20 protein-coding genes are annotated in these 23,230 nt (G+C 63.1%); 9 read left to right on the top strand and 11 right to left on the bottom strand.

The features are described from left to right. Positions 1 to 39 precede the first annotated feature (39 nt). The 4 genes from ACL9RI_RS23960 to ACL9RI_RS23945 all read right to left on the bottom strand — a co-directional run bounded on the left by ACL9RI_RS23960 (position 40) and on the right by ACL9RI_RS23945 (position 4,322). Positions 40 to 1,497, bottom strand: coding sequence for a Ppx/GppA family phosphatase (locus ACL9RI_RS23960; RefSeq protein ID WP_422728985.1), 1,458 nt, complete (start codon positions 1,495 to 1,497; stop codon positions 40 to 42). Positions 1,498 to 1,667: 170 nt separating this feature from the next. Further along, entirely contained in the window at positions 1,668 to 2,750 is a 1,083-nt protein-coding gene (locus ACL9RI_RS23955) for a calcium:proton antiporter (RefSeq protein WP_422728984.1), read from the bottom strand. 93 nt (positions 2,751 to 2,843) lie between these two features. Continuing rightward, positions 2,844 to 4,010: a GGDEF domain-containing protein gene (locus ACL9RI_RS23950; protein WP_422728983.1), complete on the bottom strand. Its 1,167-nt coding sequence runs from the start codon at positions 4,008 to 4,010 to the stop codon at positions 2,844 to 2,846. A gap of 36 nt (positions 4,011 to 4,046) precedes the next feature. Further along, positions 4,047 to 4,322, bottom strand: coding sequence for a hypothetical protein (locus ACL9RI_RS23945; protein WP_422728982.1), 276 nt, complete (start codon positions 4,320 to 4,322; stop codon positions 4,047 to 4,049). A 412-nt stretch (positions 4,323 to 4,734) separates the two neighbouring features. Here ACL9RI_RS23945 and ACL9RI_RS23940 point away from each other — a divergent pair, with 412 nt between their 5' ends. Then, on the top strand, positions 4,735 to 7,602 hold the full coding sequence (locus ACL9RI_RS23940) for a bifunctional diguanylate cyclase/phosphodiesterase (protein WP_422728981.1): 2,868 nt from the start codon (positions 4,735 to 4,737) through the stop codon (positions 7,600 to 7,602). A gap of 16 nt (positions 7,603 to 7,618) precedes the next feature. On the opposite strand, the gene ACL9RI_RS23935 is transcribed toward ACL9RI_RS23940, so the two are convergent. The 5 genes from ACL9RI_RS23935 to ACL9RI_RS23915 form a co-directional block, all read right to left on the bottom strand. Then, a complete protein-coding gene (locus tag ACL9RI_RS23935; protein WP_422728980.1) occupies positions 7,619 to 8,686 on the bottom strand; it encodes an energy transducer TonB in 1,068 nt (355 codons plus the stop codon). 91 nt (positions 8,687 to 8,777) lie between these two features. After that, positions 8,778 to 9,659, bottom strand: a complete 882-nt coding sequence (locus tag ACL9RI_RS23930; protein WP_422728979.1) for a LysR substrate-binding domain-containing protein — start codon at positions 9,657 to 9,659, stop codon at positions 8,778 to 8,780. Between the two features lie 69 nt (positions 9,660 to 9,728). Further along, the gene (gene trhA, locus ACL9RI_RS23925) at positions 9,729 to 10,346 is read right to left on the bottom strand and encodes a PAQR family membrane homeostasis protein TrhA (protein ID WP_422728978.1); all 618 of its coding nucleotides are present in this window, start codon (positions 10,344 to 10,346) and stop codon (positions 9,729 to 9,731) included. Positions 10,347 to 10,452: 106 nt separating this feature from the next. After that, positions 10,453 to 11,985 (bottom strand): NYN domain-containing protein, encoded by a 1,533-nt coding sequence (locus ACL9RI_RS23920; RefSeq protein WP_422728977.1) that lies wholly within the window; start codon positions 11,983 to 11,985, stop codon positions 10,453 to 10,455. A gap of 111 nt (positions 11,986 to 12,096) precedes the next feature. Beyond that, complete coding sequence (locus ACL9RI_RS23915; RefSeq protein WP_422728976.1) at positions 12,097 to 13,239, bottom strand: alpha/beta hydrolase family protein; 1,143 nt, start codon at positions 13,237 to 13,239, stop codon at positions 12,097 to 12,099. 234 nt (positions 13,240 to 13,473) lie between these two features. Here ACL9RI_RS23915 and ACL9RI_RS23910 point away from each other — a divergent pair, with 234 nt between their 5' ends. After that, positions 13,474 to 13,836 (top strand): flagellar basal body protein, encoded by a 363-nt coding sequence (locus ACL9RI_RS23910; RefSeq protein WP_422728975.1) that lies wholly within the window; start codon positions 13,474 to 13,476, stop codon positions 13,834 to 13,836. A 26-nt stretch (positions 13,837 to 13,862) separates the two neighbouring features. Here ACL9RI_RS23910 and ACL9RI_RS23905 read toward each other — a convergent pair whose 3' ends face one another. Further along, positions 13,863 to 14,459 (bottom strand): TetR/AcrR family transcriptional regulator, encoded by a 597-nt coding sequence (locus ACL9RI_RS23905; RefSeq protein WP_422728974.1) that lies wholly within the window; start codon positions 14,457 to 14,459, stop codon positions 13,863 to 13,865. A 140-nt stretch (positions 14,460 to 14,599) separates the two neighbouring features. On the opposite strand from ACL9RI_RS23905, the gene ACL9RI_RS23900 reads away from it, so the two are divergent. The 3 genes from ACL9RI_RS23900 to ACL9RI_RS23890 are packed head-to-tail and all read left to right on the top strand — an operon-like array spanning position 14,600 to position 17,469. Continuing rightward, complete coding sequence (locus tag ACL9RI_RS23900) at positions 14,600 to 15,673, top strand: sugar phosphate isomerase/epimerase family protein (RefSeq protein WP_422728973.1); 1,074 nt, start codon at positions 14,600 to 14,602, stop codon at positions 15,671 to 15,673. 9 nt (positions 15,674 to 15,682) lie between these two features. After that, positions 15,683 to 16,549 carry an alpha/beta fold hydrolase gene (locus ACL9RI_RS23895; RefSeq protein WP_422728972.1) on the top strand — a complete coding sequence of 289 codons (867 nt, stop codon included), beginning with the start codon at positions 15,683 to 15,685 and terminating at the stop codon, positions 16,547 to 16,549. Further along, positions 16,546 to 17,469 carry an alpha/beta hydrolase gene (locus ACL9RI_RS23890; protein WP_422728971.1) on the top strand — a complete coding sequence of 308 codons (924 nt, stop codon included), beginning with the start codon at positions 16,546 to 16,548 and terminating at the stop codon, positions 17,467 to 17,469. Before ACL9RI_RS23895 ends, ACL9RI_RS23890 begins: the two co-directional genes overlap by 4 nt. Here ACL9RI_RS23890 and ACL9RI_RS23885 read toward each other — a convergent pair. After that, the gene (locus ACL9RI_RS23885) at positions 17,466 to 17,999 is read right to left on the bottom strand and encodes a molybdopterin-dependent oxidoreductase (protein WP_422728970.1); all 534 of its coding nucleotides are present in this window, start codon (positions 17,997 to 17,999) and stop codon (positions 17,466 to 17,468) included. The two genes, ACL9RI_RS23890 and ACL9RI_RS23885, sit on opposite strands and share 4 nt — an antisense overlap. 195 nt (positions 18,000 to 18,194) lie before the next feature. Here ACL9RI_RS23885 and ACL9RI_RS23880 point away from each other — a divergent pair, with 195 nt between their 5' ends. The 4 genes from ACL9RI_RS23880 (at position 18,195) to ACL9RI_RS23865 (ending at position 23,033) form a co-directional block, all read left to right on the top strand. Then, positions 18,195 to 19,031 carry an IclR family transcriptional regulator gene (locus ACL9RI_RS23880; RefSeq protein ID WP_422728969.1) on the top strand — a complete coding sequence of 279 codons (837 nt, stop codon included), beginning with the start codon at positions 18,195 to 18,197 and terminating at the stop codon, positions 19,029 to 19,031. 47 nt (positions 19,032 to 19,078) lie between these two features. Continuing rightward, positions 19,079 to 20,233 (top strand): acyl-CoA dehydrogenase family protein, encoded by a 1,155-nt coding sequence (locus ACL9RI_RS23875; RefSeq protein WP_422728968.1) that lies wholly within the window; start codon positions 19,079 to 19,081, stop codon positions 20,231 to 20,233. 11 nt (positions 20,234 to 20,244) lie between these two features. Beyond that, positions 20,245 to 21,801 carry a class I adenylate-forming enzyme family protein gene (locus ACL9RI_RS23870; RefSeq protein WP_422728967.1) on the top strand — a complete coding sequence of 519 codons (1,557 nt, stop codon included), beginning with the start codon at positions 20,245 to 20,247 and terminating at the stop codon, positions 21,799 to 21,801. A 65-nt stretch (positions 21,802 to 21,866) separates the two neighbouring features. After that, positions 21,867 to 23,033, top strand: coding sequence for an ABC transporter substrate-binding protein (locus tag ACL9RI_RS23865; protein ID WP_422728966.1), 1,167 nt, complete (start codon positions 21,867 to 21,869; stop codon positions 23,031 to 23,033). Positions 23,034 to 23,230 lie beyond the last annotated feature (197 nt).

The raw sequence follows: 23,230 nt of genomic DNA, 5'->3' as shown, positions 1-23,230 counted from the left end.
TGCTTGCAAAACATGAATTGTTACACCATCCGCTAGGCCCTATGCGCTGGCGCGGATGGTGAAATCGACGCCCACTTCATCCCAAAACTCCTGCTCCTTCTCGATCCAGAATGACACCGTCGGGTGGTGCGCCACCCAGCTGCGCTTGATATCGAGCTCGATGCGGCTCTTCATGCGCAAGCGCAGTTCGCTGAAATCCGCCTCGATACGCGCATGCATCAGCAAAATCGACAGGCGCAGCGCCAGCACGGCCTTGGCAAAGTCAGGGTCGGCCAGCACCTCGCCGATCTTGCGCAGATTGCCCTTCTGCGCCAGGATCAAGCGGCTCATGGTTTTCTGCTCACGCGTGGTAAAACCGGGCAAGTCCGCATTCTCGACAATATACGCCGCATGCTTATGGTAACCCGTCTGCGATACGGCCAGCCCCACTTCATGCAGCAGGCTGCCCCAGCGCAGGCATTTGACCAGCGCATCCGAGGTCGGCTTGAGCTGCGCATACATGGCCAGCGCCTGCTCGGCCACCCTGCCCGCGCGGCGCTGGTCGATATGGAATTTCTCCATGCAGCCCTGCACCGACTGTTCGCGGCGGTCGCGCTTGGTCGACCGCAGGTACAGATCCCACATCACGCCCATGCGCAAGCCGGCCTCGATCGGCGTCATGACGGGGATCGCCAGTTCGCGGAACAGGCCGATCAAAATGGCCAGGCCGCCGACGATGGTGCTGGCGCGGTCCGGGCGCAAGCCGGGCATGTCGATCTTGCTGGTATGGCCGATTTCGATGAAGCGGCGCGCCAGCGCGTCGAGGCTGGGGCCGGTCAGCAAGCCATCCCCCAGCTTGTTGCGGGCGATGATGTCGGCAATCGTGCGCATGGTGCCCGACGATCCATACGCCGTCTTCCAGTGCTGCGGGCGATACGGCGGCGCGGCATCCTCGAAATGGCTGCGCGCCGACAGGATGGCCGCTTCGAACGATGGCGCGTCGATGCGTCCGCCGATGAAGAAGGACAGGCTTTGCTTGACCGTGCCCAGGCTGAACGACTCGACCCGCTCCGTATCCTGGCCACGGCCCAGTATCAATTCGGTCGAACCGCCGCCGATGTCCATCACCAGGCGCCGTTCGCCGGGAAGCGCCAGGGCGTTGGCCACGCCCATATAGATCAGGCGCGCCTCTTCCTCGCCGGAGATGATTTCGATCGGATAGCCGATGGCCTCTTCGGCCAAGGGTAAAAAAACCGCGCCATTGCGCGCCACGCGCATGGCCGAAGTGGCCACCACGCGCACGGCGTCGAGCTCATAATCGGCCAGCACGGCGCGAAAACGCCGCAAACACGCCAGCGCCCCCTGCATCGCCGCCTCGGTCAGGTCGCCTTCGGCGTCCAGGCCCGCGGCCAGGCGGATCGGATCGCGCACGCTTTTGAGCACGCGTATCGCCTCGCCATCATGCTTGCCTATGTGTAAACGAAAACTGTTGGACCCCAGGTCCACCGCTGCATACATTCTAGCCTCTTGTCTTGTCGGTGCATTGCCATTGCGATATGCATGCAAGTCAGTGACCGGCATGCAAACCATATAAATCATTTAAACGATTTAAAAATGCTACCACACTACCCCCATCGTATGACAGCAGCATGACAGGACGGTGACAAAACAAGGGCAAACAACAAAGCTTAAGGCACGATGGTCGTGAACAGGTACACGGCAAAAATCACCAGGTGGATGGTGCCCTGCATGACCGTGGTACGGCCCGTGCCCAGCGACAGGGTAGCCACCATCAGTGACAGCAGCAGCAATACGGTGGACTTGATGTCCAGGCCCAGCGTGATCGTCAGGCCAGTTGCCAATGACACCACTACCACCGCAGGGATTGTCAGGCCGATACTGGCCAGGGCCGAGCCCAGCGCCAGGTTCAGGCTTGTCTGCAGGCGGTTTGCGCGCGCCGCGCGCACGGCAGCCAGGCCTTCCGGCAGCAGCACGATGGCGGCGATCACGATGCCGACCAGGGTTTTTGGCGCCCCGATGGCGGCGATGGCCGTTTCCAGCGCAGGCGCCAGCGATTTGGCCAGCAACACCACGGCGCCCAGGCAGACCAGCAGTGCGCCGGCGCTGATCCAGGCGACGGCCGGCGTAGGCGGTTCGGCGTGCACTTCTTCGTCGCCCACGGCTTCCTTGGGCAGGAAGTAATCACGGTGGCGCACCGTTTGCACCAGCACGAAAGTACCGTACAAGACCAGCGAAATGACGGCGATGAAGATCAGCTGGCTGGAATTGTAGAACGGGCCAGCCGCGCTCGAGGTGTAATTGGGCAGCACCAGGGTCAGGATGGCGATCGCCGCCAGGGTCGCCAGCGAAGCGCTCACGCCCAGCAGGCCGAAACTCTGTTCCTTGTGGCGGCCGGCGCCCAGCAGCAGGCAGATGCCGACGATGCCGTTCAGGATGATCATGATGGCGGCAAACACGGTGTCGCGCGCCAGGCCCGTCGTCTCCGGCCCGCCGGCCAGCATCAGCGAGACGATCAGCGCCACCTCGATCAGGGTCACGGCCAGCGCCAGCACCAGGGTGCCATACGGCTCGCCGATACGGTGCGCCACCACTTCCGCGTGATACACGGCGGCCAGCACGCTGCCGATCAAGCCGATCACCAGCAATATCTGGTAGGCGCCGCCGAAGCCGAGACCGGCTCCCAGCAAAAACAGCCAGCCGGCGATCGGTGCGGCCAGGGGCCAGACAGGAAGGGATTTGATACTTTTCATGGGTAAGCCTGACAAGAGTGGACGGAGGAAGTGCGTACGAAAAACGTCTGCAGCCGATCTTAGCTTACTTAGCTTAAATGAAAGTTAGGAGATTCACATGTCCAGTGCGCCGGCCGGCTGCGCTTCCATCACGCGGTTGCGGCCAGCCAGCTTTGCCGCCTGCAGCGCTTCATCGGCGCGCTTGAACAGGCTGACCGTGCTGTCCTCGGCGCGCACGGTCGTCACGCCCAGGCTGGCCGTCAGGCTCAATACGGCGCGCTCCGTCTTCACTGGCAGCGCTGCCACGGCGGCACGGATACGCTCGGCCACCACCAGTGCGTCGGCCAGGTTGGTGCGCGGCAGCTGGACGGCGAATTCGGCGCCACCCAGGCGCCCCATCAGGTCGCTGTCGCGCAATTGCTGGCGGCAGATGTCGGCCACTGTCTTAAGCACGGCGTCGCCGACCGGATGGCCATAACTGTCATTGACGCGCTTGAAGTGATCGATCTTGAACACCACCAGCGCCGTCGGCAGGCCGGGCCGGCGCGCCAGCGCCATCCACGGCGCCAGCGCCTGGTAAAAGCCGCGCCGGTTCGGCACGCCGGTGGCCACGTCGAGCACCTCCAGCCGCGCCAGCTCCTGGCCCAGTTTTTCACGCGACAGCAGCAGATAGCCAAACGCGTTCGTCAGCATCATCAGATAAAGGGTGCTTAAATACAGCGCGCCGAAACCGGCCAGCTGCACCCATTCCCCGTCAAGGCCAGGCGCCAGTACCGACAGCAGGCCGCGCGCCGCGACCAGCAAAGACAGCAACCCCATGCTGACAACCAGGAAGCGGCGCAGCATGCTCGCCTCCCGCCACTTCAGGCACAGCGCGGCCACGCCGGCCAGAAAGAAGCCGGCCACGATCAGCGAAGCGCCCGCGCTGCGCAGCACAGGCGCCACATCGGACAGGCAGGCGGCCGCAAACAGCGCCACGGCCAGACCCAGCACCGGCAGCACGCTGCGGCGCCAGCCACTACGTCCGGCGGCCTGCCACAAGGCGCCCGCATCGAGCGCCATGCCGGCAAACAGCAAACTGTTCGCCAGTAAAATGGCCAGGAAATCGGGCAGCACTCCCCTGAAATACAGCAAACACCAGGCGACCGCCTGGCACTGCTTGGCTACCGCCCAGGTAGAAATGCTGAGCGCCTTCTTGCGTTCGTACTCGAAAAAGAACAGCGCCGCACACAGGCTCAGGTTGCCGAGCGCCAGGGCCAGTACCAGGGTCTGGATATCCATGGGGATTATGTTAGCGCCGTTCAGGCACGCACGCCATCAGATTTCGTGTTCGACATTGGTGCTGCCATCGCCTATCTTGCTGGCCCAGGCCTGCACGAAATACTGCTTTTCCAGCTCGCCGGGCGCTTCATGCCAGAACACGATCAAGGTGCCCTTGTGGTCGTGGATCTGCGCCACTTTTTCGATGAACAGCAGATTGCCCGCCTGATCGGCCAGCGCCGCCGCATAACCATACACGCGGGTCAGCCGCTCGATGCGGTCGGGTTCCGTAAAACTATTCGTGGCCGTAATGATGGGGTGATCCAAAAACATGTCGTCTCCATGGCGCCTGTTACGGCACTGCGTTGCAGCAGGTGGCCAGCCCGCCACCTCTCTGTGCGGAGGATGAAGCGGGTATCAACTGAGTATCAACTGCGCAGTATCAGGCGGGCACCAGGCGGGCACCAACTACGTATCAATTGACTATCAATCGGCTATGCTCACGGGAGCTTATCAGATTTCTCCTGATGCAACAAAACATCGCCCGGAACGCCGCGCAAGCCTGCCGCCGGGAGCTGCCTGCAGGCGGCAGCCCGCGATTCTTTATTGCATATTTGCATATACTTGGCGCAAAATCTGCATGGAGACCAAGGTTTATGACAAACTACCGCCTTCGCGCCCTCCGCAGGCGCCGCTGAACGATGTCCCCCCACGATATTGCCCCTGAAGTGAGATAGGAAAACCCATGTTGCGTGGCCGCCTGCCATTGTCCATTTCCACCGCGGCTGCGCTGACCCTGGCCTGCGGCCTGTGCGCGACAGGCGTGCTGTTTGCCGCCATCAGCCAGCTTGAATACGACAAGATGACCCTGAGCCTGCAACAGCGGGCCGGCGCACGCGTGGCCGTGATTGAACGCGGCATCGATGATGCGGTCGAAGTGCTGACCACCACCAACCAGCTGTTTGCCGCCATCGTGCCGGTCACGCGCGAACAATTCCACCACTTCACCGCGCCGCTGCTGCAGCGCCATCCCTACATCCAGGCCTTCAACTTTCACCGTTACGTGCCGCACGCGCAGCGGGCAGCGTTTGAAGCCGATTTGCGGCGCATCGTGCCCGGCTACGCCATGACGGAAATGCGCGACAACCAGGTGGTGCCAGCAACGACCCACGCCAGCTATCTGGTGGTCGACTACCTGGAACCGATGCAAGGCAATCTCGCCGCCTTCGGCCTGAATGTGCGTCCGGACGGCTTGCTGGCGGACACCCTGGAGCAATCGCTGCATAGCGGCCAGGCCACCGCCACCGGCCTGCTCGCCCTGGCCCAGGGACCGCAGCAGGGCTTCATCATCCTGCGCCCCGTATACCGGCCTGGCATGCCGCGCTACACGCTGGAACAGCGGCGCGCGGCGCTGCTCGGCGATACCGCCGCCGTCATCCGCGGCAAGGAACTGGTCTGGAAGATCCTCGCGCGCGCCGATCTGCTGAGCGACCCGCAACTGGAAGTGAGCGTCTATGCCAGCGCCAGCGCGGACCCGCAGGCATTGATCTTCCAGCATGGCCAGCTGGCAGGCGGCAGCGCAGAAAAAAGCTGGCTAACGCTGCCGCGCTGGCTGCGCTTTGCCTACCATAGCCATTACGACCGCGCCTTCGCGTCCGCCGGCCGGCCCTGGCACGTGCGCGTGGTGGCCCATCCGCGCCCGTTCCTGGAAGACCACCTGGGTTCCCTGCTGGCGCTCATCACGGGCTTGCTGTTCAGCGTGCTGACGGCCGCCTTCGTGCAATCGCTGACGCAGCGCTCGCGCCGCGTGCAAAAGCTGGTCGAGCAGCGCACGGCCGACCTCAAACGCAGCAATGAGCTGCTCAGCGCGGACGTGCGTGCGCGCCAGAACACGGAACGGGCGCTGCAGGAAAGCGAAAAACGCTTTCGCCGCCTGCTGGCCCTCTCATCGGACTGGTACTGGGAGCAGGACGTCAACCTCTGCTTCACGCACATCACCAGCGGTTTCAGCGACAAGTCCAACATGCCGCCGGAACGCTTCATCGGCATGACGCGCTGGCACCACAATGCCGAGATGCGCAATGCGCGCTGGGGCAAACAGCATATCGCCAACCTGGAAGCGCGCCTGCCGTTCTCGAACCTGGAATACTCGATGCACGACCGCGCAGGCCAGCTGCGCTGGTTCAGCATCAATGGCGAACCGCTGTTCAATGAGCTGGGCGAGTTTTGCGGCTACCGGGGCACGGGCTCGGATATCACGGAGCGCAAAATGGCGGAACAGCAGATCCAGCATATCGCCCACCACGATGTGCTGACCGGACTGCCCAACCGCGCCCTGCTGCGCGACCGCCTGACGCAGGCGATGGCGCTGTCGCGCCGCAAGGGGCGCGCGCTATGGGTGCTGCTGATCGACCTGGACCGCTTCAAGTTCGTCAACGACAGCCTGGGCCACAAGGCCGGCGACCTGCTGTTGAAAACCATCGCCGCGCGGCTGCAAACGAGCCTGCGCGACAGCGACACCGTGGCGCGCCTGTCCGGCGATGAATTCGTCGCCATCCTGTCCGAACAGGACGACGAGGCGCTCAGCGGCGCCATCGTGCAGCGCGTAATGGATGCGGTGGCGCAGCCGGTACTGCTCGATGGCAAGGAGTTCTTTGTCACCTGCAGCATCGGCGTGGCCGTCTACGACGGCTCGCAGCACGATGCCCCCGGCGACGTCACGCTCAACGGCGAAACGCAAAACCTGATCGAACAGGCCGACATCGCCATGTACTGCGCCAAGAAGCAGGGACGCAACAACATCAAGTTCTATACTTCCGCCATGAACCAGGCCACCCTGGAGCGGTTGCGCATCGAAACGGCGCTGCGCAATGCGCTGGAGCGGGGCCAGTTCGTGCTGCATTACCAGCCGCAGCTGGACCTGGCCAGCGGCCGCATCGTCGGCGTGGAAGCGCTGCTGCGCTGGCGCCATCCAGACCTGGGCATGGTGGCGCCGCACCGCTTCATCGCGCTGGCCGAAGATACGGGATTGATCGTGCCGATCGGTGCCTGGGTCATGCGCCAGGCGTGTGCGCAGGTGCAGCGCTGGCATGCGGCCGGCCTGGGGCCGCTGCGCCTGGCCGTCAACCTGTCGGCGCGCCAGTTCAATGAACCGAACCTGGTGGCGTCGATTGCCACGGTGCTGGACGAAACGCAGCTGCCGCCCGCCTGCCTGGAGCTGGAATTGACGGAAAGCCTGTTCATGCACGACGTGGCGCTGGCCGTCAGCCAGCTGCACGACATGAAGGCGCTGGGGGTGCAGCTGTCGATCGACGATTTCGGCACCGGCTATTCCAGCTTCGCCTACCTGCGCACCTTCCCTATCGACGTGCTGAAGATCGACCGCAGCTTCATCAACGATGTGGCGCGCGACGCCGACGATGCGGCCATCGTGGTCTCCATCATCGCCCTGGCGCACAACCTGAAACTGCGGGTGGTGGCCGAGGGCGTGGAAACGGCGGAACAGCTGGACTACCTGCGCCGCCACGGCTGCGACGAAGTCCAGGGCTTTTACTTCAGCCAGCCGCTGCCGGCGCAAGAAATGGAGCAGCTGCTGCAGACTGAAACAGCATAGCGCAGGGAAAAGGCAATCAATCCGGCTTGAACCCTGAGCTATCGCTCAACTTAAACTTGAATGGCACCATCATGGCACAGGGCTGGCCCGCGCAGCGGCCCGGCGTATATTTGATCTGCAGGAAGATCGCCGCAACTACCTTGCGAACCTCGTCAGAGGGACTTTTTATGACAGAAACGCTCTGCGCCACGCCTTGTTCATCGACGCTGACATTGGCGCTCACTTTACCGGTCTCGCGCATGTAAGTGATCAAGGTTCCCATGGCGCGGGCCACTTCAGCCTTGCCCTTTAGCGGATAGGGAGGCGCATCGTCGTCCTGCAATATCGTGTATATCTCCCTGACGATCCGTTGCTGCTCTGGCGTCAAATCGGCATACGGTTTTTGCGGTGGCACAATGAAATTGGAAGCGGCCACCTGGGTAATGTTCGAACCGGTTGGCGCATCTGTATGCTTGATACTATAGAACTGCGGCGTCGCCGGCTTTTGCGGCTGTTCCGTCAACTGAAAACTGCCCTTGAATGTCGCTTTGAGCACTTGCCCATTCGGATACAGTATCTCGCCTTCGCCTACTGGCTTGCCTCTCTGCCATTGCCCGCGATAAGCGCCGCCCAGTGCAAAGGTACGGGTGCCGTAGCCTTCCGGCCCATCCTGCCAGCCGCCCTCATAACGGTCGCCATCCACGTCCACAAACCTGGCATCGCCCACGGACGCGCCATGCTCGAACCTGCCCGTCAATTCACCCTTGTCGGCAAACACGATGGTGCCCGCGCCATGCAGCTTGCCGTCGTGATACGTGCCCTCGTACAGGCTGCCGTCCTCCCATTGCGCGATGCCCTCGCCTTCCGGCACGCCCTTGCTCAGATTGCCTTCATAACGTTCCGTTGCCTTGCCATCCTTGCTCCACTGTAAGGCACCGGAACCACTGGCATAACCATCCTTGCAGGCGCCATCCCAGTAGGCTTGCTGGCCGGCGACCCGGGCATGTTCGGCGACGCGGCAATCGGCCTTGCCGGCGTATTGGATGTCGGCGGCACCAGCGCTCGACGCGCACAGCATGGCTATCAGGGTAAAGCGTGTTCTCATGTAAATTTTATAATAATTAAAATTGCAACATGATAACAGGCATTATCCTGGGGAAAATACGTACATTCTCACGCCAGCCCCTGCTGCTTGCTTACAGCTTCTGCTGCAGGAACTCCAGGAAACAGCTGATGCGCTGCGACAGTTGCGTGTTGCGGTAATACACGGCATGAATCTGCTGGCGGTAGCCCGTGTAGAACGGCTGCAGTATGCGCACCAGGCGGCCGGCGGCGATATCGTCCCGGGTCATGAAGTCGGACAGGCAGACGATGCCCTGGTCGTTGAGCGCCAGCTGGCGCAAGGTTTCGCCGCTGGAGGCGGCCAGCGCGGGCACGATCTGCAGGCTGTTGCCCGTTGCGTGGCGCAGCGGCCAGTTATTGCCCAGTTCGTATTGCGCAAACCCCAGCAAGGCGTGGCCGGCCAGCTCTTCCGGCGTGCGCGGTTCGCCATGGCGCGCCAGGTAGGCCGGCGTGGCCAGCACGTGCAGCGGACTGGAGCTCAAGGCGCGTGCATGCAGGGTCGAATCGCTGAGCGCGCCGATGCGGATGGCGATATCGGTACGGTGCTCCAGCAAGTCGGCGATCTGGTCATTGCTGCTCAGTTCCAGGCGGATCTCCGGGTACATGGCGCGAAACTCCGCCACATGGGGCACCACGCAATGGAGCATGAAGGGAGACGCGGCATCGATGCACAGGCGGCCGGCCGGCTTCTGGTGGCGGATGCGGATCGATTCCTCCACCTCTTCCATCGCATCGAGGATGGTGCGCGCCCGCTCCAGGAACAACTGCCCTTCTTCCGTCAATTCCATGCGCCGCGTGGTACGCGTCAAGAGCGACGTGGCCAGCTTGTCTTCCAGCCGCGACAGGGCGCGGCTGACGCCGGAAGTAGTTTGTCCCAGATGCACGGCGGCTGCGCTCAAGGTGCCACTGTCGATGACGGTGACGAAGATTTTCAGGTCGTCCGAATTGATGTCCATTGTTGTCTCTATTTCACATATCGCGCCATTATAATGGAATCATGGCAATAGTGAGACCAGCAGGCAACGTCAGGCAACGTAGAACAAAATGGCGGCAAAATGGCAGCTGCTGCCTGCCAGCACGAACAGATGCCAGATGCCGTGACCATGGCGCAGCTTGTGATCGGTGGCATAAAAAACGATACCACCCGTGTAGCACAGGCCGCCGGCCACCAGCCACAGGAAACCGTTCCACTCCAGCGCCGCCAGCAGCGGCTTGATGCCGATCACCACCAGCCAGCCCATGGCCACATAAATCACCAGCGAGACGATGCGCGCGCCCCTGGCGTACAGGTATTCCTGGACGATGCCGAGCAGCGCCAGGCCCCACACCACGCCGAATAGCGACCAGCCCCACGGCCCGCGCAGGGTCACCAGCATGAAGGGCGTGTAAGTGCCAGCTATCAGCAGATAGATGGCGCAGTGGTCCAGGCGCTGCAGCACGGCCTTGGCCTTGCCGCGCACGCTGTGGTACAGGGTGGAAGTGAGATACAGGGTCAGCAGCATCGCCGCATAGACGCTGCAGCTGACGATTTTCCACGGGTCGCCCGTGCGGGCCGCGGCGACGATCAGGATGATGCCGCCGATAGCGGCCAGCGCCGCGCCGACCGTATGGGAAATGCTGTTGAACCGTTCGCCGTAGTACATCGTGGACCGCCCGCCGCATTGAAAACAGGCTTATCGTACACGGTTGGCGCCATCCAGGGCGGGACAGGCAAGTCGTACCTGTCCCGGCCCTGGCCAGCCAGCGCTATCAGGCGGCTTCAGCCTTCTTGCGCGCTGGACGGCGTGGCGCCGTCTTGCGTGGCGCCTTGGCAGGCTTGTCTTCGGCTACCGGCGCGACTTCCACCGGGGCCGCTTCGATCACGGGCGCGGGTGCGGCTTCGACGACGACTTCGGCTGCCTTCTTGGCCGGTTTCTTCGCTGCTGCTACCTTGCGGGCCGGCGTGCGCGGCTTGGCTTTAGGTTTTGCGACCTCCGCCGCCACTTCGACGACAGGCGCCGCTACTGGCTCGGGCGCGGGCGCCACGACTTCGGCGACCGTTTCAACCACAGCACGCGCCTCGCGGCCAACATCACGCTCACGGCTGGCATCACTATTCTTGCGGCCGCCACGGCCATTGCGGCGCGTACCGCGTTTGGCATTGCCTTCGTCTGCCACGGCAGGCGCTTGCGCCACCTCGGGCACGACGTCAGTCTGCGGCGCTTCCTGATATTGTTCCAGCGCGACGGCCGGCGTTTCCACCTCGGCTGCCGGCACGGCAGGCTGCGGCGCGGCCTCGTTGCGGCGGTGATCATTCTGCTTGCGTCCACCACGGCCATTGCGGCGCGATTCACGGCGGCCGCCTTCCCGCTGATGCTCTTCCGGCGCAGCGACGGCGTCCACTGCCACGGCTGGCTGCTCGGTCTCGGCATTGGCATTGGCATTGGCATCGGCCACCGGCGCTGCTGCAACTGCAGCTGCTACGCCGCTGCTGCGGTAAACATAGGCGCCCGACTTCTCATCGCGGCCGAATTCCAGCAAGCCGCGCGTCTGCGCTTCTTCCAGCAGGTTGCCGAAGGTGCGGAAACCGTAATACGATTCGCTGAAATCGGGTTTGCGGCGCTTGATCGCTTCCTTCAGCATCGAAGCCCAGATCTTGCCGCTGTCGCCGCGTTCGGACACCAGCGCATCGAAGGTGGCGACAGCCATCTCGATTGCCTCGGTCTTGCGCGACTCGTATTTTTCCTTGCGGCGCACTTCTTCGTCCGGCGAGCGCTTGACGGCCGGCGTTTCGCGCGCATCGCGCTTGGCGGCCGTGCGGCGGCTTTCGCGCACAAGGTCATCGTAGAAAATGAATTCGTCGCAGTTGACCACCAGCAGGTCGGAAGTCGACTGCTTGACGCCCACGCCGATCACCTGCTTGGCGTTTTCACGCAATTTGGAAACCAGCGGCGAAAAGTCGGAATCGCCACTGATGATGACGAAGGTGTTGACGTGGGCCTTGGTGTAGCACAGGTCGAGCGCATCGACCACCAGGCGGATGTCGGCCGAATTCTTGCCGGACTGGCGGACATGGGGAATTTCGATCAGTTCGAAGTTCGCTTCATGCATGGTCGACTTGAAGCTTTTATAGCGGTCCCAGTCGCAATACGCCTTCTTGACCACGATACTGCCCTTGAGCAGCAAGCGCTCGAGGATAGGCTTGATATCGAATTTTTCGTAGTTTGCATCGCGTACGCCGAGCGCGACGTTTTCGAAGTCGCAAAACACGGCCATGCTGAGGTTTTCTGGGGATGACGCCATAGGGGTGTATTCTCGCTTGAAATAAGGGCGGATGGGAGGCTGCCAGCCTCCCTTTTCCCCTAGTATATTCGCCCGCTCCCCATTTCGGCGACAACTATCGTGCGGACCCGCTTATTCGGCGCCACCGGCGGCGCTGGCATTGCCGGCATTGAGGCCGCCCGGCCAGACCACGCTGTCGTCGACCAGGTAGAGATGACAAGGCTTGCTGCTGCTTTGCTGGCACGAGGCCAGCGCGCGGTAATCGGGACTTTCGCCTTCCTCGGCCCAGCCCCAGGCGCCCGTTTCCGAGACGGCAAACGCGCGCGGCAGCTGCTTGCCCAGAAAAGCGCGATAAGCGGCGCGGCCCTGGTCGGCCAGGTAGGGCACGGCGCTCACATCATCGAGCAAGGCGAAATGCGTTTCGGGTGGTGGCGGCGGATCGATCACGCCATACACGGTTTGCACCGGCATGCCGATCGACTCCAGGAAGCGCTCGACCCGGGGCAGCCAGACGGCCACGCCATCGCGGCTGCCCAGGGTCAGGTGGGCGTCGCGCTTGAAGGCGCCATAGGCAAACAATTCGGCCTGGCCGCCCGAGCCCGTGTACGAACGATACCAGCGCTGCGCCAGTTGCGGGCCAAAATAAGAGTCGTTGGCGCCATACAGCCACAGGCTGGGCAAGTGGCTGCTCGCGCCGAAGGCGGCATAGGCCTTGGCCAGCGAAGACTGCCAATCGCACGCGGGCTGGTCGACGCGCAGGCCGCCGGCAAAATTGAGTACGCCGCGCACGCCGGGCAAGGGTGCAGCGGCCAGCGCCATCGCCGCCAGGCCGCCGTACGACTGGCCGGCCACCACGATGTGTTCCGGGTCGACCCAGCTCTGGCGCCGCGCATAGGCCAGCGCATCGAGCACATCGCGCGCCTGGGCGAGACCGTTGGCCGTCATGTCGCAGCCATAGTCGCGATAAACGCCCGTGGACAAGGCAAAGCCGCTGCGCATCGGCAGCATGACGGCATAACCGCGCCGCACGAACTCGGTCGCCATATAGATAAAACGCTCGCGCTTTTGCTGCCTTGCCGGCCCCTCCTGCTTGCCATGATTCATCAGCAGCAAGGGAAACGGACCGGGGCCGCTGGGACGAAAAATGGTTGTTTCCAGCATATCGCGCCCGCCGGGACCGGCAGGCACCATGACGATCTGCTCATTAAGCCGCGTGTCGAGCGGCAGCAGCACCGGCAAGCCCTGCGCCAGCGCTGGCGCGCAGAACAGGCACATGCACAGCAGCGCCAGCAAGGGAACATGAGGGCGGAAAATGGCGGACTCCCGGGGATGAACAGATCAATCCGCAGCAGTCTAGGCAACAAAACACCCTTTCTCAATGTCAAAAAGTTACAGCAAACAATTTTTTTGAGAAAGAGAGGAAGCGCCAGGCGATGATGGTATGTTGCCGTGCACCAACCACTTTGGCGGCAAAGCGGAGTACACTCAAGGTACTTTCGAGGAATCGCCATGTCCATTTCCGCTCTCACCACCGGTACTGCCGGGTTGACCGCCAACCAGCGCGCGCTGGATGTGTCCGCCAATAATATTGCCAATGTCAATACGCCCGGCTTCCAGCCGCAAAGCGCAGATTTCCAGGAAAACAGCCCGGCTGGCACCGGCGTGACGCTCTCTGCCGAGGGGCGCAAGCTGGCCGCCGATGAGCAGGCCGGCCGGACGGAAAACCGGCTGGCCGAGAACCGCCCCAGCGGCGTGGGCCTGGCGGCCGAACTGACCGATACCCTGGTCTACAAGTCCGGTTTTAATTTGTCGGCGAATGTCGTCAAGACGGCCGACCAGGCGCTGGGCAGCCTGATCAACGTCAAGACCTGACCCTGGGCGACTAGCAAGACCATAGCCTAGGCCAGCGCCAGATCGAGCGGCGCCATGGCCGGCGCTATCAGCGCCAGCAGGCGCGCAGCAGGAATGCCGTCGCGCGCCTGTACCGACAAGCCATGCAGCAGCGCCGCATAATAATCGCCGAGCGCCTGCACATCGGTCCCTTCCCGTAATTCTCCCGCGCCTTGCGCCTCGCGCAAGCGGTCGATCAGGCTTTGCGTGCGCGCGCGCCGGTGCTGCGCCAGCCAGTCGGCGATGCCGGCATTCTCTGCGCTGGTGTTGGTCGCGGCAGTCACCACCATGCAGCCTTGCGGCTGGCCGCTGCGCGTGTACAGCAGCACCGCGTCTGCCAGCATGCGGGCCACCGCGTCGCGCGCAGGCAGGCTGGCGGCCAGCGCATGCACTGCAAAAGCGCCCTCGCCGGCTTCATACGACGCCACCGCCTCGCGGAACAACTGTTCTTTCGAACCGAACGCCGCATAGATGCGCGCCGAAGCGATGCCCAGCGCCGCCACCAGGTCGGCCATCGACACCCCCTCATATCCACGCGTCCAGAACAAGTCACGTGCTTTTTCCAGCGCCTGGGCGCGGTCAAATTCCCTCGGTCTTCCTGCCATTGTCATCCTCTGCTAGCAAACTGGCGGCCAGTATAACGCCTGGCCACGTGACTGGTTCCAGCTTTTATTTTGCACCGTTGCCTTGACCGCACGGGAAATTTCACCTATTCTTTGTCGATCGACAAACAATAGGAGCCGATATGAAAACCATTCAGGGACCCAGCTTGCACCTGGCACAATTTGCCGCCGACACGGCGCCCTTCAACAGCTTGCCGGCAATCGCCGCATGGGCCGCCAGCCTGGGCTTCAAGGCCCTGCAGATTCCCGCCTGGGATGCGCGCCTGTTCGACGTGGCGCAGGCCGCGCACAGCCAGGCGTATTGCGACGAACTGGTGACCATGCTGGCCAGTCACGGCCTGGTCATCAGCGAATTGACCACGCATATCTTCGGCCAGCTGGTGGCGGTGCACCCGGCCTATGACGCGCTGTGCGACAGCTTTGCGCCACCCGCCCTGCAAGGCCAGCCAGCAGCCCGCACGGCCTGGGCCATCGAACAGATCAAGCTGGCGGCCATGGCTTCGAAGCGCCTGGGATTGACGGACATGGGCACTTTTTCAGGCTCCTTCGCCTGGCCGTATCTATTCCCGTTCCCGCAGCGCCCGCCCGGCCTGATCGAAACCGCGTTTGATGAACTGGCGCGCCGCTGGCTGCCCATCCTCGACGTGTGCGAAGAACAGGGCATCAATCTGTGCTACGAAATCCACCCCAGCGAAGACTTGCATGACGGTGTCAGTTTCGAGATGTTTTATGAGCGCACAGGGCGCCACCCGCGCTGCAAGATGCTGTTCGACCCCAGCCACTTCGTGCTGCAGCAGCTGAACTACCTCGATTTCATCGATATCTACAAAGACCATATCCGCATGTTCCATGTGAAGGATGCGGAGTTCAATCCGACTGGGCGGCAAGGCATTTATGGCGGCTACCAGTCCTGGGAAAACCGCGCCGGGCGTTTCCGTTCGCTCGGCGATGGCCAGGTCGACTTCAAGGCGATTTTCTCGAAGATGGCGCAGAACGACTACGCGGGCTGGGCCACGCTGGAATGGGAATGCTGCCTGAAAGACCAGCAGGTGGGCGCGCGCGAAGGCGTGGCCTTCATCAACGCCCACATCATCCCGGTGACAGACAAGATCTTCGACGATTTCGCCGGCGCCCCCGTCAGCGCGCAACAAATCAACACCCTGCTCGGCATTCAACACAATTCATTCAATAAGTAAGGAAGCAGCATGCATCAACATGAAAACCAGATCGTCCACGAATACGTCCGCATCGATGGCCAGCGCCTGCACTGCGCGGTCAGCGGCACGGGCAAACCCGTCTTGCTGATCCCCGGCTGGCCGCAAACCTGGTACGCATGGCGCCATGTGATGGCGGCGCTGGCCAGCAACGGTTATCAGGCGATCTCCATCGATCCGCCGGGCAGCGGCTATTCGGACCGGCCGGCCGGCGGCTACGATACGGGCGCCGTGGCGGCGACCCTGCATCGCGCCATGCTGGCCCTGGGCCACGCGCAATACGATGTGGTGGGCCACGATATCGGCATGTGGGTAGGCTATGCGCTGGCCAGCGATTTTCCGCAAGCCGTGACGAAACTGGCGCTGACGGAAGCCGTGATACCCGGCCTGGCGCCCGCGCCGCCCATCTTTGTCGCCCCCGCCGATAACATCTTTTTGTGGCACTTCATGTTCAACCAGGTGCTTGACCTGCCGGAAATGCTCACGGCCGGCAAGGAGCGCGAATACATCCGTTTCATCTTCGACCGCTGGTCTTACCGGCGCGACAAGGTGGCGGTGGAGGTGTATGCCGAAGCGTATGCCACGCCGGGCGCGCTGCGGGCGGGGTTCGCCTACTACCGCGCGATACCGGAAACCATACGGCAAAATCTGGAGCGGGCCAAACGCCGCCTGGCCATGCCGGTGCTGGCCATCGGCGCCGACCATGCGACCAATGACGCACCACTGCTGACCATGCAGGGCAAGGCCGGCAATCTGGCGGGCGCCATCGTAGCCGAATGCGGCCATTTCATCATGGAAGAGCAGCCGGAAGCGTTTATCGCCCACCTGCTGCCCTTCCTGGCGGGAGAGACGGCATGAGCCTCGATCCACGCATCGCCGCCTATCTGGCACGGACGCAGAATGCGCCGCAACCCGCCTCGCTGGCAGAGCTGCGGGCGGCCACGGACGCTGGCTTGCGCCAGTTGCATGGCCCCCTGGAAGCGGTGGCTTCGGTCAGGGATTACGCCGTGCCTGGCGAGCCTGCGCTGGCCGTGCGCGCCTATGTGCCCGCTGGTGCGGACGCTGCCAGCGCCCTGCCCGCCATGGTGTTCGCGCATGGCGGCGGATGGTGCCTGGGCTCGCTGGACGTGTATGACAATCCTTGCCGCGCGCTGGCCAACGCCACCGGTTATGTCATTTTTTCCGTCGACTACCGGCTGGCGCCCGAACACACCTTCCCCGTGCCCTTGAACGATGTGTACCGCGCGCTGTGCTGGGTGGCCGGCCATGCGGCAGACTTGGGTATCGATGCAAGGCGGCTTGCCGTGGGCGGCGACAGCGCTGGCGGCAATCTGGCGGCGGCAGCGGCACTGATGGCGCGCGACCGAAACGGCCCCGCGCTGGTGCACCAGTTGCTGCTGTATCCGGCGCTCGACTTTGCCTTCGACACGCCGTCATACCAGCGCTACGCCGACGGCTATTCGCTGACGCGCGAGGCCATGCGCTTTTGCTGGGCTAGCTACCTTGCCGATCCGGCCGATGGCAAGCAGCCGTATGCGGCGCCGCTGCGGGCGCCATCCTTGCGCGGCTTGCCGCCTGCAACGGTGCTGGTGTGCGAATACGATCCGCTGCACGACGAAGGCGTGGCTTATGCGCAGCGCCTGCAGCAGGCGGGCGTCGCGGTGCAATGCCTGCGCCTCGATGGCTTGATCCATGCGGCCATCCACATGCTGGGGCTCACGCCCGGCGCGCGCCAGTTGTTTGAGCACGCCGGGACAGCCTTGAGCAGCGCAGTCTAATCGGCCAGCTTGCGCACTGCGATACGGTTCAGCCACTTCACATGGCGCGGCCCCGTGCGGATATCCCTGGCCGAGATCAGCGCGATCTCGCCATCGCTCTCATCGAGCGGCTTGCCGTTTTTTTCAAAGTAGACGACCACGCTGTCGCCTGCGGGCGAGTTGTACAGCTCGCCCCATGAAAATACCACGGTGTAGCCATCGGTGGCACTGGCGACGATGGCCAGCTTTTTTGCGTCATTGTGGCCGGGCGCGTCCAGCACCGCCCGGTCGAGGATATCGCGCAGGCGCACGCCCTTGTAGCTGGTGATGATTTCAGCCTGGTCGCCGTTCTGGCGCGTGACAGCCAGCTCGCCGTCGCTGGCGGGCGCCATCTTGCGCAGATCGGCCACCGTCAGGGTCAACCTCGTCTTTACCACGCCCGCCACCTCAAGCTGGTGGCTCATGCTGTCGCGCGAGGGCGCGGGCGGCCCTGCCTGCACGCTGATGGGTAGCACGCAGGCCATCAGGGCCAACCATCGAATAGTTTTCAACACGCTGCATCCTTTCATTTGCTGCACGGCCCACATGCAAAGTTCGTAATATACGCAGGTAGATAACGATCTTCAAGCAGGCTTTTTGGCGCTCACTATCGTGCGCCGCAGCATTTCGCTCTGCGAACGAATGTTCCACAAAACGATTGACATGCTGTGCCCGCCTAGGCAAACTGGTTTGCAAGGGGGACGCAAATGAACGCCAAAACAAGCCATCACCAGCCAGCAGCAGATCCGGATTTGCTTGTCTTTAGTGACGACGACGAAGCCAAGGACCGGCAATTCGTCAACGCGCTGGCGCGTGGCCTGGAAGTGCTGCGCTGCTTCCGTCCCGGCGAAGTCTTCCTGTCGAATGCAGAGATGGCCAAGCGCACGGCCATCCCCAAGCCCACCATCTCGCGCCTCAGCTACACCCTCACCAAGCTGGGCTACCTGAGCTACTCCGAACACCAGGGCAAATACCAGCTGGGCGCCGGCGTGCTGGCCCTCGGCTACCGCATGCTGTCCAACCTCGATGTGCGCAAGATGGCGCGCCCGCTGATGGAAGAACTGGCCGAACATGCGCAGGCTTCCGTGGCGCTGGGCACGCGCGACCGCCTCAGCATGGTGTACGTGGAAACCTGCCGCAGCAGCGCCAACGTCACCTTGCGCCTCGATGTCGGTTCGCGCATTCCCCTGATGACGACCGCCATGGGCAAGGCCCTGCTGTGCATCCTGCCGCAAGCGGAGCGCGACTACCTGATGGACCATGCGCGCCTGCACGATACGCAGCGCTGGCCACGCATCAAGGCCGGCATCGAACAGGGCTTCAAGGATTACCAGGACCGGGGCTTTTGCATCTCGGCCGGCGAATGGCAAAACGATGTCCACGCGGTGGGCGTGCCCATGCTGGGCTTTGACGGCGAACAGGTGATGGCCTTCAATTGCGGCGGCCCGGCCTTCCTGCTCTCGCGCGACAAGCTGGAAAACGATCTGGGGCCACGCCTGGTGGCCCTCGTCAAAACAGTTGAAACCAATCTGGGACGCGGTTAGACTGCGCGCCCCTCTCCCCTATCTCCAATGAAGGCTTTGAGGACCCGATGATACGCGACGAAGAAACCCTGAATATCCTGCTCGACAGCATAAGCCGCTTCGTGCGCGAAGTACTGGTGCCGAACGAGGCGCTGGTGGCCGAAACCGACACCATCCCGCCGGCCATCGTGGCGCAGATGCGCGAACTGGGCCTGTTCGGCCTGTCCATACCTGAAGAATACGGCGGGCTGGAACTGAGCATGGAGGAAGAAGTGCGCGTGGCGTTTGAAATCGCCCGCACCTCGCCCGCCTTCCGTTCCCTGATCGGCACCAATAACGGCATCGGTTCGCAAGGCATCGTGATCGACGGCACGCCGGAACAAAAACAGTATTACCTGCCCAAACTGGCAGCCGGCGACATCATCGGCTCGTTCGCCCTGACGGAAGCGGGCTCGGGATCGGACGCTGCTTCGCTGCGCACCACCGCCGTGCGCGATGGCGACTTTTATATCCTGAACGGCAGCAAGCGCTACATCACGAATGCGCCCGAAGCCAGCATTTTTACCGTCATGGCGCGCACCGACCCGGCCAAGCGGGGCGCCTCGGCCATTTCCGCCTTCATCGTGGAAAAAGACACGCCTGGCCTTTCACTGGGCAAGATCGATAAAAAGATGGGCCAGCAAGGCGCGCATACCTGCGACGTGATCTTTGAAAACTGCCGCGTACCGGCCGCCAACCTGATCGGCGGCAAGGAAGGCGTGGGGTTTAAAACGGCCATGAAAGTGCTCGACAAGGGCCGCCTGCATATCGCCGCCGTGTGCGTGGGTGCGGCCGAACGCATGCTGTCCGATGCGCTGGCCTACGCGATGGAGCGCCAGCAATTTGGCCAGCCGATCGCCGAATTCCAGCTGATCCAGGCCATGCTGGCCGACAGCAAGGCCGAGATTTATGCGGCGCGCAGCATGGTGCTCGACGCCGCCCGCCGCCGCGACAACAAGGAAGACATTTCGACGGAAGCGTCGTGCTGCAAGCTGTTTGCCTCCGAGATGTGCGGCAGGGTGGCCGACCGCTCGGTGCAAATCCACGGCGGCGCCGGCTATATCAGCGAGTACGCAGCCGAACGCTTCTACCGCGACGTGCGCCTGTTCCGCATCTACGAGGGCACGACGCAGATCCAGCAAATCGTCATTGCCCGCAACATGATCAAGGCAGCGCAAAAGTAATGGAGACCGCGATGGATATCCCTGCCCTGCTGGCCGGCCTGCCGGCGCGCCTGTCGGCCATTCCGGCCCACTGGGCGGCGCGCACGCCCGAGGCGCCAGCCCTGCACGAAGACGGCCGCCACTGGACTTACGCCCAGCTGCAGCACAGCGTGGACAGCGCCGCGCAATTGCTGCACAGCCTGGAGGTGCGGGCCGGCGACCGCCTGATGGTGGTCGGCGAGAACTGCGCGCAGCAGGTGGCGCTGATCTTCGCTGCCGCCAGCATCGATGCGTGGATCGTCAACGTCAATGCGCGGCTGTCGCCACGCGAAATCGACACCATCGCAGAACATGCCAGCGTGCGGCGCGTGCTGTTTTTAAGCGCCAACTCGCCGGAAGCGGCAGCCCATGCAGAGCGGCGCGGGGCAACGCCAACCGGCATCGATGGCATGGGCGCCTTGCTGGCCGGGGAACTGAATACGGCTGCCCTGCCGGAAGCGACCGTCGCCGGCAATGATCAGATTGCCGCACTGATCTACACCACCGGCACCACGGGCCAGTCGAAAGGCGTGATGCTCACGCACCGCAACCTGCTGTTCATCGCCGCCGTCTCCAGCAGCTTGCGCGGCCTGACCCGCAGCGACCGCGCGTATGGCGTGCTGCCCATCTCGCACGTGTACGGCCTCGCCTCCGTCACCCTGGGCACCTTGTATGCGGGCGCCAGCCTGTATCTGGTGCCCCGTTTCACCACCGCCGGCCTGCTGGCGGCGTTAAAAGACGACGGCTTGACCATCGTGCAGGGCGTGCCCGCCATGTATGCCAAGCTGCTGCAGACCCTGGGCGGCGCCGATACGCCGCTGCCGACCCGGCTGCGCTTCGCCTACGCGGGCGGCTCGCCGCTGGCGCCATCGCTCAAGCGCGAGGTGGAAAAGCTGCTGGGCACCGCGCTGCACAATGGCTATGGCATGACGGAGAGCGCACCCACCATCAGCCAGACGCGCCTGGAAGCGCCACGCCACGACGATTCCGTCGGCACGCCGATACCGGGCGTGGCAGTGCGCGTGGTCGATATCGCCGGCAACGACGTGGCGCCAGGCGAGCCAGGCGAACTGTGGATACACGGGCCGAACATCATGGCCGGCTATTACCGCGAACCGGCCATGACGGCGGCCACCATGCGCGAAGGCGGCTGGTTGAATACGGGCGACATGGCGCGCCAGGGTGCGGATGGCGCGCTGTTCATCGTCGGACGCACCAAGGAGCTGATCATCCGTTCCGGCTTCAATGTCTATCCGCTGGAAGTGGAAACGGCGCTGAACGCCCATCCGTCCGTGGTGCAGTCGGCAGTAGTGGGCCGCAGCGTGGCCGATGGCAACGAGGAGGTGATCGCCTATGTGGAGCTGGACCCGCGCCAGCCAGCGACAGTGGGCGCCTTGCACGACTACCTGGCGCAGACGCTGTCGCCGTACAAATGCCCGTCGACCATCATCGTCATGGAGGCGCTGCCGGCGGCGGCCACCGGCAAGATTTTGAAAGGACAGCTGCGGCAGATGGCGCAGTTGCCCTTGCAGCAAGAGACCCGACAATAAAAATATAGCGGGTTGCTTTGCCGGCGCCCATCCTGGCGCCGGCGCATATCACGGGAGGAGACAAGATGAAGCACACACTGACACGCATCACCCTGGCCGCAGTCATTGCCAGCGCATGGCTACCCCAGGCCAGCGCCGAGGAATTCCTGGTCGGCGCCGAAATTCCCCTGACCGGCAACCTGGCGCGCGTCGGCGCCGGCATGCAGGAAGGGATCATGGTCGCTGCCGACGTGTTCAACAAGACTAACGGCAAGCACAAGATCAGGATCGTCACCGTCGACGACGAATCGGCGCCGGCCAAGGCGATTGCAGCCGTGGAAAAGCTGGCCAGCCAGGGCGTAGTCGCCATCACGGGCGGCTACGGCTCGAACAACATCTCGCCCGCCTCCGACACGGCCAACAAACTGGGCCTGGTCTACATCACCTCGGGCGGCGTGGACGACAGCCTGGTGGCCAGCGGGCGCAAGAATTTTTTCCGCATTAATAATACGGCCGGCTACGAAAAAGCCATGCTGGGATTGCTGCAGGATGTGGGCGCCAAATCCGTCTCCATCGTCTATTCCACCAAGGACGCCACCACCGGCCTGGCCAGGGATGTGGAAAAGGCCCTGGCCGCTAGGGGCGTGAAAGTGACCACCCACTCGTTCGACCCGGCCATCACGGACTTCAAGCCCATCATCAACAAGATCAAGCTGCAGGATAAATCCGAAGTGGTCGCCATGGTCGGCTATGAAAACGATTATGTGGGCATCATCCGCGCCGCGCGCGTGCTGAAACCGAAGGTCAAGGCGATGGTCGGCGTCTGGTCGCTGGCCACGCCGAAGATGGCGGCCGACTTCCCCGAGCTGATGCCGAATGTCTTCGGCACGGCGCTGCTGCCCTTCCCTACCGAATTCAAGACGGCCGACGGCAAGGCTTTCAGCGACACCTACCGCCAGTTGTACAAGAAGGAGCCCGACTACCTGGGCCAGTTCGGTTATGTGCAATCGATGCTGCTGTTTGAAGCGATCGCGCGCGCGGCCGACAAGGGCACGATTAAAAAGGGCGGCGTGGCCGAGGAAATGCGCAAGACGGACCGCGAAACCCTGATCGGCCGGGTGCAGTTCGCCGCCAATGGCGACAACCAGAACTTCGTGCACCGCATGGCGCAGCACCAGGACAAGAAAGTGGTGATCGTCTGGCCGAAGGAAAACGCCACCGGCAAACTGATCTATCCGGCCGTGCCCTGGTAAGCCCAAGAACACCTGTCAAAACCTACTGCGCGTCGGTATTTGCGGCCTGCGATGCTCACTGTACCTTCGTACAGTTGCGCTTCTTAGCCACAACTCCCTTCCGCTCGCTACGGTTTTGTCAGGCGTTGTAAGTACACGTGTACGCCCACCTTGGGCGCATTTCGATCAACGGTGGCCCCAGGCTTGGCAAATGCTGT

Source organism: Janthinobacterium sp. Mn2066, assembly GCF_049319705.1.
GTDB lineage: Bacteria > Pseudomonadota > Gammaproteobacteria > Burkholderiales > Burkholderiaceae_D > Janthinobacterium.
Note: the sequence above shows the minus strand (reverse complement) of the source record. Positions and strands in the feature narration are given on the sequence as shown.

What these genes read in the sequence shown, in the direction of transcription:
- ACL9RI_RS23870 (WP_422728967.1), top strand. Translation starts at nt 20,245, where the DNA reads ATGGATATCCCTGCCCTGCTGGCCGGCCTGCCGGCGCGCCTGTCGGCC.
- ACL9RI_RS23890 (WP_422728971.1), top strand. Translation starts at nt 16,546, where the DNA reads ATGAGCCTCGATCCACGCATCGCCGCCTATCTGGCACGGACGCAGAAT.
- ACL9RI_RS23950 (WP_422728983.1), bottom strand. Translation starts at nt 4,010, where the DNA reads ATGGATATCCAGACCCTGGTACTGGCCCTGGCGCTCGGCAACCTGAGC.
- ACL9RI_RS23930 (WP_422728979.1), bottom strand. Translation starts at nt 9,659, where the DNA reads ATGGACATCAATTCGGACGACCTGAAAATCTTCGTCACCGTCATCGAC.
- ACL9RI_RS23940 (WP_422728981.1), top strand. Translation starts at nt 4,735, where the DNA reads ATGTTGCGTGGCCGCCTGCCATTGTCCATTTCCACCGCGGCTGCGCTG.
- ACL9RI_RS23935 (WP_422728980.1), bottom strand. Translation starts at nt 8,686, where the DNA reads ATGAGAACACGCTTTACCCTGATAGCCATGCTGTGCGCGTCGAGCGCT.
- ACL9RI_RS23945 (WP_422728982.1), bottom strand. Translation starts at nt 4,322, where the DNA reads ATGTTTTTGGATCACCCCATCATTACGGCCACGAATAGTTTTACGGAA.
- ACL9RI_RS23865 (WP_422728966.1), top strand. Translation starts at nt 21,867, where the DNA reads ATGAAGCACACACTGACACGCATCACCCTGGCCGCAGTCATTGCCAGC.
- trhA (WP_422728978.1), bottom strand. Translation starts at nt 10,346, where the DNA reads ATGTACTACGGCGAACGGTTCAACAGCATTTCCCATACGGTCGGCGCG.
- ACL9RI_RS23915 (WP_422728976.1), bottom strand. Translation starts at nt 13,239, where the DNA reads ATGTGCCTGTTCTGCGCGCCAGCGCTGGCGCAGGGCTTGCCGGTGCTG.
- ACL9RI_RS23955 (WP_422728984.1), bottom strand. Translation starts at nt 2,750, where the DNA reads ATGAAAAGTATCAAATCCCTTCCTGTCTGGCCCCTGGCCGCACCGATC.
- ACL9RI_RS23960 (WP_422728985.1), bottom strand. Translation starts at nt 1,497, where the DNA reads ATGTATGCAGCGGTGGACCTGGGGTCCAACAGTTTTCGTTTACACATA.
- ACL9RI_RS23910 (WP_422728975.1), top strand. Translation starts at nt 13,474, where the DNA reads ATGTCCATTTCCGCTCTCACCACCGGTACTGCCGGGTTGACCGCCAAC.
- ACL9RI_RS23900 (WP_422728973.1), top strand. Translation starts at nt 14,600, where the DNA reads ATGAAAACCATTCAGGGACCCAGCTTGCACCTGGCACAATTTGCCGCC.
- ACL9RI_RS23895 (WP_422728972.1), top strand. Translation starts at nt 15,683, where the DNA reads ATGCATCAACATGAAAACCAGATCGTCCACGAATACGTCCGCATCGAT.
- ACL9RI_RS23875 (WP_422728968.1), top strand. Translation starts at nt 19,079, where the DNA reads ATGATACGCGACGAAGAAACCCTGAATATCCTGCTCGACAGCATAAGC.
- ACL9RI_RS23920 (WP_422728977.1), bottom strand. Translation starts at nt 11,985, where the DNA reads ATGGCGTCATCCCCAGAAAACCTCAGCATGGCCGTGTTTTGCGACTTC.
- ACL9RI_RS23880 (WP_422728969.1), top strand. Translation starts at nt 18,195, where the DNA reads ATGAACGCCAAAACAAGCCATCACCAGCCAGCAGCAGATCCGGATTTG.
- ACL9RI_RS23905 (WP_422728974.1), bottom strand. Translation starts at nt 14,459, where the DNA reads ATGGCAGGAAGACCGAGGGAATTTGACCGCGCCCAGGCGCTGGAAAAA.